A 16,547-nucleotide genomic window follows, 5' to 3' on the forward strand; every position below is an offset into this window, starting at 1 on the left:
CAAGGGTTGGGGTGGAGACGGTGACGGGGCAGCTCCACGTACCGGAGCATCCGGTGCGGTTCGTGACGGCGGCGGCGTTGTTCGACGGGCACGACGCCGCGATCAACATCATGCGGCGCATCCTGCAATCGCAGGGCGCCGAGGTGGTGCACCTCGGGCACGACCGCTCGGTGCGCGAGGTGGTCGACGCCGTCCTGGAGGAGGACGCGCAGGGCGTCGCGATCAGCTCCTACCAGGGCGGGCACGTCGAGTACTTCGAGTTCCTCGCGCAGAGCCTCAAGGAGGCGGGCGCCGGGCACGTACGCGTGTTCGGCGGGGGCGGCGGCGTGATCGTGCACGAGGAGATCGCGCGGCTGTCGGCCGCCGGGGTGCGGATCTTCTCGCCCGAGGACGGCCAGCGCCTCGGCCTGCCCGGGATGATCAACGAGCTGGTCCGCGACTGCGACGTCGACCTGGCCGCCGAGCCCGCCCCCGCGGACGGCGTCGTCGCCGGCGACCGCCGCGCCCTCGCCCGCGCGATCACCTGCCTCCAGGCCGGGAGTCTCCCGGACGCCGACCGGGCGCTGCTCGCCGAGGCCGCCGCGAAGCGGCACGTGCCCGTGCTCGGCATCACCGGGACGGGCGGCTCCGGCAAGTCCTCGCTCACCGACGAGCTGGTGCGGCGGCTGCGCGTCGACCAGCAGGACAAGGCCCGCGTCGCGGTGCTCGCCGTCGACCCGACCCGGCGGCGCGGCGGCGGCGCGCTGCTCGGCGACCGCATCCGCATGAACTCCCTCGACGGCGACCACGTGTTCTTCCGCTCGCTCGCCACGCGCGGCGCGCGGGAGCTGCCGGGCGGCATCGAGGACATCGTCACCGCGTGCAAGGCCGCCGGCTACGACCTCGTGATCCTGGAGACCCCCGGCATCGGGCAGGGCGACGCCGCGATCGTCCCGCTGGTGGACGTGTCGCTGTACGTGATGACGCCGGAGTTCGGCGCCGCGTCCCAGCTGGAGAAGATCGACATGCTCGACTTCGCCGACGTGGTCGCGATCAACAAGTTCGAGCGGCGCGGGGCGGCCGACGCGCTGCGGGACGTGTCGCGCCAGCTCGTCCGGAACCGCGAGGCGTTCGGGCAGCGGCCCGACGACATGCCGGTGTTCGGCACGAGCGCCGCCACGTTCAACGACGACGGGGTCACCGCGCTCTACCAGCATCTGGGCGGGCTCCTCGGCGAGCACGGGCTGCACCTGGAGCCCGGCACGCTGCCGAAGGCGGAGACGAAGGTGTCCACCGGCGCCGCGACGATCATCCCGCCCGCGCGCGTCCGGTACCTGTCCGACATCGCCGAGACCGTGCGCGGCTACCACGAGCAGACGCGGCGGCAGGTCGAGGCCGTCCGGCGCGTCCAGCGGCTGGACGAGGTGCGCGCCGAGCTGACCGACGCCGCCGAGGTCGAGGCGCTGCTGGAGAAGGTCCGCCGGGACGTCGAGCCCGCCAACGCCGAGCTGATCGAGGGCTGGCCGGCCGTCGTGGAGGCGTACTCGGGCGAGGAGCAGGTCGTCCGGATCCGCGACCGGGAGCTGCGCACGCCGCTGACCCGCGAGTCCCTGTCGGGCAGCCGGATCCCGCGCGTCGCGCTGCCCCGCTACACCGACCACGGCGAGCTGCTGCGGTTCCTGCGCTCGGAGAACCTGCCCGGGAGGTTCCCGTTCACGGCGGGCGTGTTCCCGTTCAAGCGCGACAACGAGGACCCGGCGCGCATGTTCGCGGGCGAGGGCGACCCGTTCCGCACCAACCGGCGCTTCAAGCTGCTCTCGGAGGGGCAGCCCGCGACCCGGCTGTCCACCGCGTTCGACTCGGTCACGCTGTACGGGCGGGACCCGGGCGAGCGCCCCGACGTGTACGGCAAGGTCGGCACGTCCGGGGTGTCGATCGCGACGCTGGACGACATGAAGGCGCTCTACGACGGGTTCGACCTGTCCTCGCCGACCACGTCGGTGTCGATGACGATCAACGGGCCCGCGCCGACGATCCTCGCGTTCTTCCTCAACACCGCCATCGACCAGGGCATGGACGCGTTCCGCGAGGAGCACGGGCGCGAGCCGTCCGAGGAGGAGGCCGCGCAGGTCCGCGCGCGGGTCCTGTCGACCGTGCGGGGCACCGTCCAGGCCGACATCCTCAAGGAGGACCAGGGGCAGAACACCTGCATCTTCTCCACCGAGTTCTCGCTGCGGATGATGGGCGACATCCAGGAGTGGTTCATCGCCAACTCCGTCCGCAACTTCTACTCGGTGTCCATCTCCGGCTACCACATCGCCGAGGCGGGCGCGAACCCCATCAGCCAGCTCGCGTTCACGCTGGCCAACGGGTTCACCTACGTCGAGTCCTACCTGGCGCGCGGCATGGACGTGAACGACTTCGCGCCCAACCTGTCGTTCTTCTTCTCCAACGGCATGGACCCCGAGTACAACGTCCTCGGACGCGTCGCCCGCCGCATCTGGGCCGTCGCCATGCGCGACCGGTACGGCGCCAACGAGCGCAGCCAGAAGCTCAAGTACCACGTGCAGACGTCGGGGCGGTCCCTGCACGCGCAGGAGATGCACTTCAACGACATCCGCACGACGTTGCAGGCGCTCATCGCCATCTACGACAACTGCAACAGCCTGCACACCAACGCCTACGACGAGGCCGTCACCACCCCGACCGCCGAGTCCGTCCGCCGGGCCCTGGCGATCCAGCTCGTCATCAACCGGGAGTGGGGCCTCGCGATGAACGAGAACCCGCTCCAGGGGTCGTTCGTCATCGACGAGCTGACCGACCTCGTCGAGGAGGCGGTGCTCGCCGAGTTCGACCGCATCAGCGAGCGCGGCGGCGTGCTCGGCGCGATGGAGACCGGCTACCAGCGCGGCCGCATCCAGGACGAGTCGATGCTGTACGAGCAGCGCAAGCACGACGGCTCGCTGCCGATCGTCGGCGTCAACACCTTCCGGAGCCCCGACGCGGACGCGGGCACCCCGCAGACGATCGAGCTGGCGCGCGCCACCGACGAGGAGAAGCGCTCGCAGCTCGACCGGGTCCGCGCCTACCAGGCCGCGCACCGCGAGGAGGCCGAGTCGGCGCTGGCCGCGCTCAAGGACGCGGCGCGCTCGGGCGGGAACGTGTTCGCCGTCCTGGTCGACGCGGCGCGGGTGTGCAGCCTCCAGCAGATCACCGACGCGTTCTTCGAGGTGGGAGGCCAGTACCGCCGCAACGTGTGACGCCGCCCGGCCCGGAGGCGGGCGCCGGCTCCGGTGCGCGTCGGACCTGGGGGCGGTCTGGGTGCTTCAGAGCTGGGCGGCGGTGCCGGTGCGCCTCAGACCTGGAGGTCCTTGGCGATGATCGTCTTGAGGACCTCGCTGGTGCCGCCGTAGATCCGCGAGACGCGGGCGTCGGCGTACAGCCGCGCGATCGGGTACTCCAGGATGTAGCCGTAGCCGCCGTGGAGTTGCAGGCACTTGTCGACGACCCGTGCCTGCACCTCGGTGCAGAACAGCTTGGCGACGGCCGCGTCGGCGGGGGTCAGCTCCCCGGCGTCCAGCGCCTCGATCGCGCGGTCCACCAGCGACCGCGCCGCCTCCACCTCGGTCGCGCACTCGGCGAGGACGAACCGGGTGTTCTGGAACGAGGAGACGGGCTTGCCGAAGACGGTCCTGTCCCGCACGTACGCGCGGGCGAACTCCACCGCCGCGGCGGCGGACGCGTAGGACGTCGTGGCGATCCCGAGCCGCTCCTCGGCGAGGTTGTGGGTGAGGTACTCGAACCCGCGCCCCTCCTCGCCGAGCAGGTCCGCTGCGGGCACCCGGACGTCGGTGAACGACAGCTCGGCGGTGTCGGAGCTGCGCAGCCCGATCTTCTCCAGCTTGCGGCCGACCGCGTACCCCTCGCTGCGGGCGTCGACGGCGAGGATCGACAGGCCCGCGCGCCGGTCGTCCGGCGGGGCGGGGGAGGTGCGGGCGACCACGAGCACCCGGTCGGCCAGCACGCCGCCGGTGATGAAGGTCTTGGCGCCGTTCAGCACGTAGTGGTCGCCGTCCCGCCGCGCGGTGGTGCGCATCCCGGCGAGGTCAGAGCCGGTGCCGGGCTCGGTCATGGCGATGGCCGTCATCATCTCGCCGGACGCGAACGGCGGCAGCCAGCGCTCCTTCTGCTCCGGTGTCGCGTACCTGAGCAGGTAGGGCAGCACCAGGTTGACGTGGACGACGTAGCCGCCGAAGCTCACCCCCGCGCGGGCGCACTCCTCGGCGATCACGGCCTGGTACTTGAAGCTGGTCTCGCCCGCGCCGCCGTACTCCTCGGGTACCTGGATGCCGAGGATGCCGAGCTCGCCGAGCCGGTGGTAGAAGTCGCGGGGCGGGTGGCCCGCCTCCTCCCAGGAGGAGAACACCGGGGCGACCTCGGCGGCGACGAAGCCGCGGATCATCTTCCGGAACGTCTCGTGATCCTCGTTGAACAGGGTGCGGCGCACGCTGTGCCCCTTCCGGACGCCGACGGGCAACACTGGCGAACCGCCAAGCTAGCTCGAATCCCGTTCTAGTAGCAACCGCCCCAAGGGTGATGACGTGCACGGATATGGGGTGGCATGTCGTGGAACCTCATTCGGTGCCCGGTCCGACGATCTTCATGGGCCCGCCTCGGGCCGTCGCGGGCGACCACCCGGCCCGCACGCGGTCGCCACGGCCCCGATCCGGAAAAGTTCGACCGGGCGGTTTTCGGCTCGTGGCCGAACCCGGCCAGCATTGGGCCTGGTCAACACGACGAAAATGTGCTTACCGGTGGGGGTGATCGTCAAGGGAGATCCGCGAACCGGTCAAGGAGGGACCCCCGGACATGAAAAGCGGCGCCGGGTGGATACGGGGGCAATCCACCCGGCGCCGCATCATCGGTGTTCCGACGGGGGCCCGGAACACCGGCACGGGCGCTCCGACGGGGGACCAGAGCGCCGGTACAAATCGTACACCGAAACCCCCCGCGGTTAGTCAAGAGAATGTCACGACCCGATTTCCGGTCGCTGTCCGGAAATCGGCTTCTGTACGTGGTTCTCAGGGTCGTCCTGGGACTCCCGCGCGGGTTCCTCGAAGTGGGGGGAGGCGGTGGGCTCTCGGCCGCCGTTCGCGACGATCACGCTCACGTAGGGCAGGAACAGCGCTCCGGCCACGAGGATCCCGACCGCCCACAGCGGCGCCCCGGCCATCGCCGCGACGACCGCGCCGAGGAAGCAGCCGGTGCGGATGCCCATGGACACGAGGTAGCGGCGCTGCCGGTGCCCGATGTCCTCCGACATGGGGCGCGGCGCGTCGGTCACGGTGTAGACCTCGGGCCTACGGCGGGGGTTCACCTTCACATTTCCACGGTAAGCCCATGGAGTCCGATGGGCGACAGCAGGTGGCGCCCGACATTCCGCAGAGAACCGATGACATCTGGAGGAGCGCGATGACCGACCACACCTACCGGGTGACCGAGATCGTGGGGACCTCGCCGGAGTCCGTCGAGGCGGCGGTCCGCAACGGGATCAAGCGGGCCGCGCGAACGCTCCGGCACCTGGACTGGTTCGAGGTGACGCAGGTCAGGGGCCAGATCGAGAACGGGGAGGTCGCCCACTTCCAGGTCGGCCTGAAGGTCGGGTTCCGCCTGGAGGACGACTGATCCGCCCCTCCGAAACGCTGACAGGGCGCCTGACAGGCCCGCGCGCCGCCGGTGAGGTCCCGCCCCCGGAAGGCGGTGCCGGGCCGCCTGCGGGCGAATCAGAGGCGCCTCGGGGCGGCCCGCGGGGGCGGCGCGGGGCCGCCTGGAGACGAACTCCAGACGGCCCCGCCCCGCCCACGATCTCCGGAGCCGCGCCCCTTGATCTCCGGAGGTGCCTTCTTTGGGTCTCCGGAGCCGCTTCCGGGTTCCGGAGGCGCCCTCAGGACGCCTGGGAGACCGTCGACATGTTGAAGTCGCCGACCCGCATCGGCGGCATCGCGGCGCGGGTGAAGTAGTCCGACCACTCGCGGGGGAGCGTCGGCGTGGTGGCGCCGACCTCGGTGAGGCGCGACAGCAGGTCGACCGGGCTCTCGTTGAACCGGAAGTTGTTCACCGCCCCGACGACCTCGCCGCCCTCGACGAGGTACACGCCGTCGCGGGTGAGGCCGGTCAGCAGCAGCCGCTGCGGGTCGACCTCGCGGATGTACCACAGGCAGGTCAGCAGCAGCCCGCGCTCGGTGCGGGCGATCATCTCCTCCAGCGTGGCGCCGCCCTCCGGCCCCGCCATCGCGAGGTTGTCGATGGACGGGGTGAGCGGCAGCCCCGTCCGCCGCGCGGAGTGGCGGGTCTGGGCGAGGGAGGTGAGCGTGCCCTCCCGGATCCAGTCGGTGGCGGTCAGCGGGAGGCCGTTGTCGAACACCGACGACTCCCGGCTGGAGGCGTGCGCGACGACGAACGGCGCGCACTCCAGGCCCGGCGCCGCCGGGTCGCTGGACAGCGTCACCGGCAGGCTCGCGAGCCGCTCGCCGACGCGGGTGCCGCCGCCGGGGGCGCTGAAGACCGTCCGGCCGTCCTCGGCGTCGTGGGCGCCCGCCGACCAGTACAGGTAGACCATCAGGTCGGCGACGGCGCTCGGCGGCAGGAGCGTCTCGTACCGCCCGGCGGGCAGGTCGACGCGCCGCTCGCCCCAGCCGAGCCGCCGCGCGAGCCCCTCGGCCATGCCCGGGACGTCCACGTCGGTGAAGTCGCGCGTGGGGACCCCCGCCCAGGCCGAGCCGCCCGCGCCCTTGGCGTTCAGCTCCAGCAGCCCGGTCGGCTGGTCGTGGCGCAGCCGGAGCCCGGCCGAGCTGCCCACGAACGTCGAGGTCAGCACGTGGTTGGCGAACCCGTACAGTCGCCGGTCGCCCTCCTGCGCCCGCGCGAACGCCTCGCCTAGAGCGGGCGCGACGCCCTCGAACACGCCGATGCCGGTCTCGGCGGGCTCCTCGTCCCAGTTCGCGCTCGCGCCGTCGGTGACGAGCGGCGCCGCGTCCTCGGCGGGCTCGTTGCCCTCGGCGTCGGCCTCGGCGGCGCGCACCAGGTCCTCGATGTCGTCCGGGCCGACGGCGGCGCGGGAGACCACGCCCGCCGCGACGCCGGCGCCGGTGCCGCGCAGCGCGATCACCGTGAGGCGGCTGGAGCGGGTGACGCCGTTGGTGGTGAGGGTGTTGCCCGCCCACCGCAGGTTCGCGGTGCCGGACTCGTCGGCGATCACGACGCAGTCGTCGGCGCGCGAGAGCGCCAGCGCCCGTTCGACGGCCTCCTGCGGCCTCATCGTGCTCACTGCCCGGCCTCCTTCAGCGCGTTGAGGATGTTGACGCCGCGGAACAGCGCGGCCGGGCAGCCGTGGCTGACCGGCGCGACCTGCCCCGGCTGGCCCTTGCCGCAGTTGAACGCGCCGCCGAGCACGTAGGTCTGCGGCCCGCCGACCGCCTCCATCGAGTTCCAGAAGTCGGTGGTGGTGGCCTGGTAGGCGACGTCGCGGAGCTGCCCCGCGAGGCGCCCGTTCTCGATCCGGTAGAAGCGCTGCCCGGTGAACTGGAAGTTGTACCGTTGCATGTCGATCGACCAGCTCTTGTCGCCGACGATGTAGACGCCGCGCTCGACGCCGGAGATCAGCTCGTCGGTGGACGGGCCGCCCTCGGCGGGCCGCAGCGACACGTTCGCCATCCGCTGGATCGGCATGCTGGACGCCGAGTCGGCGAACGCGCACCCGTTGGAGCGGTCGGCGCCGCCGGTCAGCCGGGCGATGCGCCGGTCGGTCTGGTAGCCGGTGAACAGCCCGCCCGACACGATGTCGAACGCCTGCGTCTCCACGCCCTCGTCGTCGTACCCGATCGTCGCGAGGCCGTGCTCGGCGGTGCGGTCACCGGTGATGTTCATGACCTCGGACCCGTACTGGAGGCTGCCGAGCTTGTCGGGGGTCGCGAACGAGGTGCCCGCGTAGGCGGCCTCGTAGCCGAGCGCGCGGTCCAGCTCCGTGGCGTGCCCGATCGACTCGTGGATGGTCAGCCACAGGTTGGACGGGTCGATGACGACGTCGTACACGCCCGCCTCGACCGACGGCGCCGCGAGCTTCTCCGCGAGCAGCTCCGGGATGCGCTCCAGCTCGCCGTCCCAGTCCCAGTGCGCGCCGGTGAGCCATTCCCACCCGTACCCGGCGGGCGGGGCGAGCGTCCGCATCGAGTCGAAGCGGCCGTCGGCGATCCCCACGGCGTTGACGACCGGGTGCAGCCGGACGCGCTGCTGGGTGGTGACGGTGCCCGCGAGGTCGGCGAAGAACTTGTTCTCCTTCACCTGGAGCAGCGTCGCGTCGACGTGGTCGACCCGGTCGTCGGACAGCAGCCGGCGGCTCCAGCCCGCCAGCAGCGCCACCTTGTCGGCGGTGGGGACCGCGAACGGGTCGGTCTCGTAGGAGGACACCCACGTCCGCTCCCCGTGGACGGGCTCGGGCGCCAGTTCGATGGGCTCGCGGTTGACGGCCCGGGCGACGGCGGCGACCTCGACGGCCTGCGCCGCGACGCGGGCGGCGCCCTCGGCGGTGAGGTCGATGCCGGCGGCGAAGCCCCAGGTGCCGTCCTTGACGACCCGGACCGACAATCCCACGTCGTCGGCGTCCAGCGCGGTCTCCAGGGCGGCGTCGGCGAGCCGGAGGGTCTGGCTGCGGATGCGCTCCAGCCGGAAGTCGGCGTGCTCGGCGCCGAGCTCGCGGGCCCGGCTCAGGGCCGCGTCGGCCAGCGCGCGCAGCGGTAGCGCGGTGAAGGCGGGATCAATGTCATGCACCTTCAGCAACCTACCCCGCCGCCCGCCGGGGCGACCCGAACAAACCCGGGTGAGCGGATCTTGTCGGATCGGCACATCCTCAACCCGCCGGAGGGCCGCTAGTGTCCAGGCTGTCGTCGCCGGACGGTCGTGGAGCGGTCGTCCGGGGGCGCCTGCGGACGGCGGCCCACAGCGGCCGACGGCGGCCGGGGCGGGGGCGCGCCGCCCCGGCCCGTCCCGCCCGCCATCGGGCGTCCTCCACCACTGCGCAACGAGAGGGTCGTGATGAGTCGCTCTGTCCTCGTGACCGGCGGTAACCGGGGCATCGGCCTGGCCGTCGCCCGCGAGCTGGCCGCCGCGGGCGACGCGGTCGCCGTCACCTACCGGTCCGGCGAGCCCCCCGAGGGGCTGTTCGGCGTCCGCTGCGACGTCACCAGCGCCGAGGACGTCGACGCCGCGTTCGGCAAGGTCGAGGCGGAGCAGGGCCCGGTCGAGGTGCTGGTCGCCAACGCGGGGATCACCAAGGACACCCTCCTGGCGATCATGAGCGAGGAGTCGTTCACCTCCGTCCTGGACACCAACCTGACCGGCGCGTTCCGGGTCGCCAAGCGCGGCGTGAAGGGCATGATGCGCAAGCGCACCGGCCGGATCGTGCTGGTGTCGTCGGTGGTGGGGCTCATGGGCTCGCCGGGGCAGACGAACTACGCCGCCTCCAAGGCGGGCCTGGTCGGGTTCGCCCGTTCCCTGGCCCGCGAGATCGGCTCCCGCAACATCACCGTGAACGTGGTCGCGCCCGGGTTCGTCGACACCGACATGACGGCCGTGCTGACCGAGGACCAGCAGAAGGCCATCACGGCCTCGATCCCGCTCGGCCGCATCGCGCGGCCCGAGGAGGTCGCCAAGGCCGTGCGGTTCGTGGCGAGCGAGGACGCCGCCTACATCACCGGGGCCGTGATCCCGGTCGACGGCGGCCTGGGAATGGGGCACTAGGGGTCATGGGAATTCTCGAAGGCAAGCGCATCCTGGTCACGGGCGTCCTGACCGACAAGTCGATCGGGTTCCACATCGCGCGGGTCGCGCAGGAGCAGGGCGCCGAGGTCGCGCTCACCGCCTACCCGCGCCCGACCCTCACCCAGCGCACCGCCAAGCGGCTCCCGTCGGGCCCCGATTCGCCGCCGCCGGTGCTCGAGCTGGACGTGACCAGCGCCGAGCAGCTCGACGCCCTGGCCGACGGGCTGCGCGGGCACGGCTTCGACCGCCTCGACGGCATCGTCCACGCGATCGCGTTCGCGCCGCAGAACGCGCTCGGCGGCAACTTCCTCGACACGCCGTGGGAGGACGTGGCGACCGCCGTGCACGCCTCGACATTCTCGCTGAAGTCGCTGACGATGGCGTGCCTGCCGCTGATGGAGGACGGCGGCTCGGTCGTCGGCCTGGACTTCGACGCCACCAAGGCGTGGCCGGTGTACGACTGGATGGGCGTCGCCAAGGCCGGGCTGGAGTCCTGCTCCCGCTACCTGGCCAAGTACCTCGGCCCGCGGGGCATCCGCTGCAACCTCGTCTCGGCCGGGCCGCTCGCCACGATGGCGGCCAAGAGCATCCCCGGGTTCGAGGGCATGACGGAGATGTGGCCCAAGAACGCCCCGCTCGGCTGGGACGTCAAGGACAGCGAGCCCACCGCGCGCGCCTGCGTCGCGCTGCTGTCGGACTGGTTCCCCGCGACCACGGGCGAGATCGTCCACGTGGACGGCGGCATCCACGCCCTCGCCGCCGCGTCCCAGTAGCGTTCCCGATCCTGAGCCGGGCCCCGCTCATCAGGGCCCGGCTCCCGACGTCCCGGATCAGCCCGTCATCCGGATCAGCCCGTCATCAGGCGCGCCAGCCGGGTCCGCCGCGGCGGCGCCGCGACGTCCCGCACGGCGCGCGCGAGCGCGGGCCCGGCCGCCTGCACGACCGACAGGTGCCGCCGCGCCAGCCCGAACGCCGTGGCCACCACTGGGCGGGACAGGCCGTCCCCCGACATCACCGCCACCACCGCCGGACGCGGCGTCCCGCGCCCGAGGGCGACCGGCACCGCCCAGCCGTGCCGCAGCCGGGACGCCTCCGCCGGGGACAGCGTGACCATGCCGCCGGGGAACTCCACGTCGAGCCCGTGCGCGCCGCCGCCGAGCACCACGCCCGTCTCGCCCACGGCGGCCTGGGGGAGCGGCGCGGCGACCACGACCCGGTCGCCCGGGTCCATCCCCGCGAACTTGCCGGGGCCCGGGTTCAGCCGGGCCTTGAGCGCCGCATTGAGCGCGGTCGCGCCCGTCTCGCCACCGGCGGCCGGGGCGACGACCTGGACGTCCTCCAGGGGGATGCCGAGCGCGCGCGGGATCGAGTCGGTCACGAGCTGCACGGCGCGGTGCGCCGCCTCCCCGGGGCCGGCGGCGGGCACCACGACGACCTCGCGGCCCGGCGCGTCCACCGCGACCAGCTCGCCGCCCCGCACGGCGGCGGCCAGCACGCCGAGCGGGTCGCCGGACGCGTCGACCGGCGGGGCGTCCAGCGTCACGACCGGGACGGCCTCGGACGCCTCCAGGTCCTCCAGCGGGCGGCCGGGCCCGGCGGGCGGCGGGTCGCCCTCCCGCGCGCACAGGACGAGGTGGGTACCGTCGGCGCACGCCTCGGCCAGCACCGCGCACAGCTCCACGTCGAGCCCGGCGGCGGCCGTGACGACGATCAGGTCCAGGTCGAACGGGTGCTGCTCGCCGCGCCCGTAGACGACCGCGCCCGGCACGGCGGCGGCGTCCTCGCGCGGCTCCAGCAGCCGGTGCAGGCTCGTGACCGGCGGCCCCGGCGGCCCGTCCGCGAGCTCGCGGGCCAGGTCGGCGGCGGCGCGGTCGGTGGGGGTGGCGACGGCGGCGCGGACGCCCCGGCCCGCCGCGGCCGAGGCGATCTCCACGCCGGCGCGCTCGACGTCGCCGGGCGTCCCGCGCAGGACGCTGACGCCGGTGCGCAGCGCGGCGGTGAGCGCGAGCGAGCGGTCCTCGGGCAGGCCGGAGCGCAGCTCCCGGACGGCCGCGTCGTCCAGCAGCGGCGCCGCCGTCAGCGTCAGCCGCCGCAGCCCCTCGGCCGCCGCCTCTTCGGCGAGCGCCCACCGGGCCGCGCCGAGCGTCTCCTCGGGCTCGGGGAGGTCGGCGTCCTCCTCGAAGGAGTCCTCGTCGAACTCGGGCTCCTCGGTGAGCGCCAGCACCTCCGCCTCGTCCAGCGCGGCCTCGACCGCCGCGCGCGGGTCCGGGACGCCGATCCGCTCCAGCGCGGTCGTCACCTCCTTTGCCGGGGTGACCGTGTGCCCCTCGCGGGCCGCCTCCGTCAGCAGGTGCAGGACGAGCGCGCGGCCCCGCCGCGGGTCGTCCGGCCGCGCGCCGTCGCCCAGCAGCCGCCGGGCGAAGTGGTCGGCCTGCGCGGGCGCGACGCCGGGGACGCGCAGCAGCCGCCACGGGTCGGCGCGCAGCGCCGCGGCGGCGCCGGGCCCGAGCCGGGCGGCGGCGCGGCCCGCGAGCGGCGCGGGGACGCCCGTCCCCTCGAACAGGTCGGTGAGCGCGGCGAGCCCCTCCCCGGCGTCGGGAGCCGCTTGGCCTGCGGGCGCGGCGGTAGGCCGCGCCGGACGCGCCTTGTGCGCCTCCGCGGCCTTGGCGGCGGCCGCGCCTGCGGCCTCGGCGGCGCGCAACGCCTCGGCGGCGCGCGCGGCCCGCTCGGCGGGGGTGGGGGACCGGTCGTCGTGGTCGGGGTGGGGGTGATCGGTGTGGGAGTCGGTCACGGGCTTCCCGTCGCGGCTGTTCGGGGTTGGCGATGGACGGTTTCGAGCGTGCCATGGTCGTCCCGGATGGTCACGGACACACTCCGCGCACGTCCGCTCCGTCCGTCACGCGGGCACGGTCACGAGTGGGCGGGGGCCATGTCGGAGACGTCGTCGAGCGCCCCGCGGATCTCGCCCGGGAGCGTCAGGTCCTCGCTCTCCAGGATCGCGCCGAGCTGCGCGGCGGTCCGGGCGCCGACGATCGGCGCGGCCACGCCGGGACGGTCCCGGACCCAGGCGAGCGCCACGCTGAGCGGGGACACGCCGAGGCCCTCGGCGGCGGTCACCACCGACTCCACGATCCGCGCGCACTCCTCGTCCAGGTAGGGCTGGACGAACTCGGAGAAGTGCGGCGCGGCGGCCCGGGACCCGGCGGGGATGCCCGTCCGGTACTTGCCGGTGAGCACGCCCCGCCCGAGCGGCGAGTAGGGCAGCAGGCCCGCGCCCGCGTCCAGCACGGCGGGCACGACCTCCCGCTCGATGTCGCGGCGCAGCAGCGAGTACTCCAGCTGCGCCGACACCACCGGCGCGCGGCCGGGCCACGCCCGCTGCCACGCGGCGGCCTTGGACACCTGCCAGCCCGCGTAGTTCGACACGCCGACGTAGCGGGCGCGGCCGGAGGCGACGGCCTCGTCCAGCGCCGACAGCGTCTCCTCCAGGGGCGTCGCGGGGTCGTACACGTGGAGCTGCCACAGGTCGACGTGCTCCAGGTCCATCCGGTCGAGCGAGGCGTCCAGCGCGCGGAGCAGGTGCCGCCGCGACCCGTCGTAGCGGCCGTTCGGCCTGATCGCGGCCTTGGTGGCGACGACGAGGCCGTCCCGGTCGACGAACTCGCGCAGCAGGTGGCCGAGGATGCGCTCGCTGTCGCCGTCGCTGTAGACGTCGGCGGTGTCGACGAACGTGCCCCCGGCGTCCACGAACGCGACGAGCTGCTCCGCCGCCTCGTCCGGCTCGGTGTCCTGCCCCCAGGTCATGGTGCCGAGGCCCAGCCGGGACACCAGCAGCCCGCTCCGCCCGAGGTGACGCTCCTTCATAGGCGGTCAATGTAGCGGTCATCGCGGACGTCCCTCCCGTCCGTCACCGGTCGTGATCGTCCGCACACGGCCATCGGGAGGGTGTCGGCAAGGTGTCCAGAAGCTGGCCAAAAGGTGTCCCACAGGTGACGGAGTGTCGCGTCCGTGCAGGTGAGCGGGCTTGTATGGGGCGGTTCGCCGTGCCTTGACCCTCCCTCCCGCCGCCGCCCGCTACCCTTCCAGGGGGATCGGTCGCCGTGGCCCATCTCGCACTCTGGGAGGGACGCGCCGCCAGTGAACGTCGTGGAAGCGACCGTGCTCGGAATCGTCCAGGGGCTCACCGAGTTCCTGCCGATCTCCAGCTCGGGCCACCTGCTGTTCGTGCCCAAGCTGATGCGCTGGGACGACCCGGGCGCGCCCTTCACGGCGGTCATCCAGCTCGGCACCATGGCCGCCGTCATCATCTACTTCCGGCGCGACCTCGTCCGCATCCTCACCACCTGGACCAAGAGCCTCTGGACGCCCGACCTGCGCCCCCACCAGGACGCGCGGATGGGCTGGTACATCGGCCTCGGCACGATCCCGATCGCGGTGTGCGGCCTCGCGTTCAAGGACTTCATCGAGGGGCCCTCCCGCAACCTGTGGATCAACTCGACGTCGCTGATCCTGATGGGCCTGCTGCTGATGGTGTCGGAGTGGGCGGGCATCAGGAAGCGCGAGGTCGCCGACCTCAACATGCGCGACGGCCTGCTGATCGGCGCGTTCCAGTGCCTGTCGCTGATCCCCGGCTCGTCGCGGTCGGGCTCCACGATGACCGGCGCGCTGTTCCTCGGCTACACCCGCGAGGCCGCCGCCCGGTACTCCTTCCTGCTGTCGATCCCCGCCGTCGTGCTGTCCGGGCTGTTCGAGCTGCGCAAGGCGTTCGACGGCTCGCTCCAGATCGTGCCCACGGTCGTCGCCACCGTCGTGTCGTTCGTCGTCGGGTACGCGTGCATCGCGTGGTTGCTGAAGTTCCTCACCCGCCACTCGATGATGGTGTTCGTCTACTACCGCGTGGCGCTCGGCGGCGCCCTGCTGGGCCTCCTGGCCGCCGGCACCATCACCGCGACCTGACCCCACGGAACCCGGCGGCCGGGGCCGGGTGCTAGAGCCAGCCGCTCTTGCGGAGCTTGCGGAACAGCACCGTGCAGATGACCGCCATCGCCACGATCACCATCGGGTAGGCGAACGTCCACCGCAGCTCCGGCATGTGGACGAAGTTCATCCCGTAGATCCCCGCGATCGCGGTCGGGACCGCGATGATCGCCGCCCACGCCGAGATCTTCCGCATGTCCTCGTTCTGCTGCTTACCGAGCAGCGCCAGGTGCGCGGTGAGCACGCTGTTCAGCAGCTCGTTGTGCGCGTCGACCTGCCCGTCCACCAGCAGGAGGTGGTCGAGGACGTCGCGGAAGTACTCCCGGGTGCTGCCGCACTCGGCGACGCGCCCCCGCACGATGTCCTGGAGGACGGGGACGAGCGGGTCCTCGGCGGCGCGGAACTCCAGCACCTCCCGCTTCAGCGAGTAGACGTCCTCGGTGACGTCCCGCGCGGACGGGTCGAACACCGCCTTCTCCAGGCCGATGATGTCGACCTCGACCTCGTGCACGACGAGGCCGTACCGGTCCACGACCTCGTCGCACACCGCGTACAGCACCGAGGTCGAGCCGTGCTTGAGCAGCTCGGGGGACTCCTCCAGGCGCTTGCGGACGGGCCCCAGCGGGTTGCCCGCGCCGTGCCGGACCGTCACGACGAAGTCCCGCCCGAGGAACACCATGATCTCGCCCACCTCGATGTCGGAGGTCTCGTCGATGTAGGAGAGGGTCTTCAGCACCACGAACAGCGTGTCGCCGTAGCGCTCCAGCTTCGGCCGCTGGTGCGCGGTCACGGCGTCCTCGGCGGCCAGCGGGTGCAGCCGCAGCTCCTCCTTGACGAGCTCGAACTCGGCCTCGTCCGGCTCGAACAGGCCGATCCACACGAAGCACTCGCCCTGGCTGCGCGCGAGGTCGAAGGCGTCGCTGATGTCGCCGTCGATGTCGCTGCGGGTCCCGCCGGCGTAGATGGCCTTGTCCACGATCACGCGTCGCATTCTCCCGCATCCGCGCCGCACCCGGGAACCGCCGAGCCGGGCACCGCGGGGCCCGCCATCTCCTAGAGTGCTGGGTGTGACGACCCTTCTCCTGGTTAGACACGGCCTGACCACCATGACCGGGCCCCTGCTCGCCGGGTGGACCCCCGGCGTCCACCTGGACGAGCGCGGCCGCGCCCAGGTCGCGGCGCTCGCCGGGCGGCTGGCGCCCGTCCCGCTCGCCGCGGTCGTGTCCAGCCCCCTGGTGCGCTGCGTGGAGACCGCCGAGGCCGTCGCCGCCGGACGGCCCGGCCCCGCCGGCAAGGTCGAGACCGACGAGCGGCTCGGGGAGGTCCGCTACGGCGACTGGACGGGCCGCCCGCTCAAGGAGCTGGCCGAGGAGCCGCTGTGGCGGGTCGTCCAGACCCACCCGAGCGCAGTGCGGTTCCCCGGCGAGGAGGGCGAGGCGATGGCGGACGCGCAGCACCGCGCCGTCGCCGCCGTCCGGGAGTGGAACGCGCGAATCGCCGCCGAGCACGGCGACGACGCCGTCTACGCGATGTGCAGCCACGGCGACATCATCAAGGCCGTCGTCGCCGACGCGCTCGGCCTCCACCTCGACCAGTTCCAGCGGATCCAGGCCGACCCCGCGTCCCTCACCGCGATCCGCTACACCGAGTTGCGGCCGTTCGTCGTCCGGGTCAACGACACCGGCGGCGACGTCTCCGCGCTGCTGCCCCCGCCGCCCGGGGAGGGCGCCGCGGGGTCGAGTGACGCGGCCGTCGGCGGCGGCGCGTAGGGTCGT

Annotated in this window: 13 protein-coding genes; 6 read left to right on the top strand and 7 right to left on the bottom strand. The window is 73.2% G+C overall.

From position 1 onward, the window contains the following. The first annotated feature begins 20 nt into the window (after positions 1–20). Positions 21–3,239 carry a fused isobutyryl-CoA mutase/GTPase IcmF gene (gene icmF, locus K2F47_RS34190; RefSeq protein ID WP_242910297.1) on the top strand — a complete coding sequence of 1,073 codons (3,219 nt, stop codon included), beginning with the start codon at positions 21–23 and terminating at the stop codon, positions 3,237–3,239. Positions 3,240–3,334: 95 nt separating this feature from the next. Here icmF and K2F47_RS34195 read toward each other — a convergent pair whose 3' ends face one another. Beyond that, the gene (locus tag K2F47_RS34195; RefSeq protein WP_242910298.1) at positions 3,335–4,486 is read right to left on the bottom strand and encodes an acyl-CoA dehydrogenase family protein; all 1,152 of its coding nucleotides are present in this window, start codon (positions 4,484–4,486) and stop codon (positions 3,335–3,337) included. A 522-nt stretch (positions 4,487–5,008) separates the two neighbouring features. Next, on the bottom strand, positions 5,009–5,362 hold the full coding sequence (locus K2F47_RS34200; protein ID WP_242910299.1) for a DUF3099 domain-containing protein: 354 nt from the start codon (positions 5,360–5,362) through the stop codon (positions 5,009–5,011). A gap of 89 nt (positions 5,363–5,451) precedes the next feature. On the opposite strand from K2F47_RS34200, the gene K2F47_RS34205 reads away from it, so the two are divergent. Next, positions 5,452–5,664, top strand: a complete 213-nt coding sequence (locus tag K2F47_RS34205) for a dodecin (protein WP_242910300.1) — start codon at positions 5,452–5,454, stop codon at positions 5,662–5,664. A 259-nt stretch (positions 5,665–5,923) separates the two neighbouring features. Here the strand turns inward: K2F47_RS34205 and K2F47_RS34210 are convergent, their stop codons facing one another. Both K2F47_RS34210 and K2F47_RS34215 read right to left on the bottom strand, forming a co-directional pair. Further along, positions 5,924–7,297, bottom strand: coding sequence for a metallopeptidase TldD-related protein (locus K2F47_RS34210; RefSeq protein WP_242910687.1), 1,374 nt, complete (start codon positions 7,295–7,297; stop codon positions 5,924–5,926). A 5-nt stretch (positions 7,298–7,302) separates the two neighbouring features. Then, entirely contained in the window at positions 7,303–8,805 is a 1,503-nt protein-coding gene (locus K2F47_RS34215; protein ID WP_242910301.1) for a TldD/PmbA family protein, read from the bottom strand. Between the two features lie 264 nt (positions 8,806–9,069). Here K2F47_RS34215 and K2F47_RS34220 point away from each other — a divergent pair, with 264 nt between their 5' ends. Both K2F47_RS34220 and fabI read left to right on the top strand, forming a co-directional pair. Continuing rightward, positions 9,070–9,774, top strand: coding sequence for a beta-ketoacyl-ACP reductase (locus K2F47_RS34220; RefSeq protein WP_242910688.1), 705 nt, complete (start codon positions 9,070–9,072; stop codon positions 9,772–9,774). Positions 9,775–9,779: 5 nt separating this feature from the next. After that, positions 9,780–10,568: an enoyl-ACP reductase FabI gene (gene fabI, locus K2F47_RS34225; RefSeq protein WP_242910303.1), complete on the top strand. Its 789-nt coding sequence runs from the start codon at positions 9,780–9,782 to the stop codon at positions 10,566–10,568. A gap of 74 nt (positions 10,569–10,642) precedes the next feature. Here fabI and K2F47_RS34230 read toward each other — a convergent pair whose 3' ends face one another. Continuing rightward, positions 10,643–12,586: an ATP-dependent DNA helicase gene (locus K2F47_RS34230; protein ID WP_242910304.1), complete on the bottom strand. Its 1,944-nt coding sequence runs from the start codon at positions 12,584–12,586 to the stop codon at positions 10,643–10,645. A gap of 119 nt (positions 12,587–12,705) precedes the next feature. Further along, positions 12,706–13,659, bottom strand: coding sequence for an aldo/keto reductase (locus K2F47_RS34235; protein WP_242910305.1), 954 nt, complete (start codon positions 13,657–13,659; stop codon positions 12,706–12,708). A gap of 273 nt (positions 13,660–13,932) precedes the next feature. Here K2F47_RS34235 and K2F47_RS34240 point away from each other — a divergent pair, with 273 nt between their 5' ends. Beyond that, positions 13,933–14,751, top strand: coding sequence for an undecaprenyl-diphosphate phosphatase (locus K2F47_RS34240; protein ID WP_242910306.1), 819 nt, complete (start codon positions 13,933–13,935; stop codon positions 14,749–14,751). A 31-nt stretch (positions 14,752–14,782) separates the two neighbouring features. Here K2F47_RS34240 and K2F47_RS34245 read toward each other — a convergent pair whose 3' ends face one another. Continuing rightward, positions 14,783–15,754, bottom strand: a complete 972-nt coding sequence (locus K2F47_RS34245; RefSeq protein ID WP_242910307.1) for a magnesium and cobalt transport protein CorA — start codon at positions 15,752–15,754, stop codon at positions 14,783–14,785. Positions 15,755–15,839: 85 nt separating this feature from the next. On the opposite strand from K2F47_RS34245, the gene K2F47_RS34250 reads away from it, so the two are divergent. Then, positions 15,840–16,541: a histidine phosphatase family protein gene (locus K2F47_RS34250; protein WP_242910308.1), complete on the top strand. Its 702-nt coding sequence runs from the start codon at positions 15,840–15,842 to the stop codon at positions 16,539–16,541. The last annotated feature ends 6 nt before the right edge of the window (positions 16,542–16,547 follow it).

The sequence above is a fragment of the Actinomadura terrae genome (assembly GCF_022751215.1).
GTDB classification, from domain to species: Bacteria; Actinomycetota; Actinomycetes; order Streptosporangiales; family Streptosporangiaceae; genus Spirillospora; species Spirillospora terrae.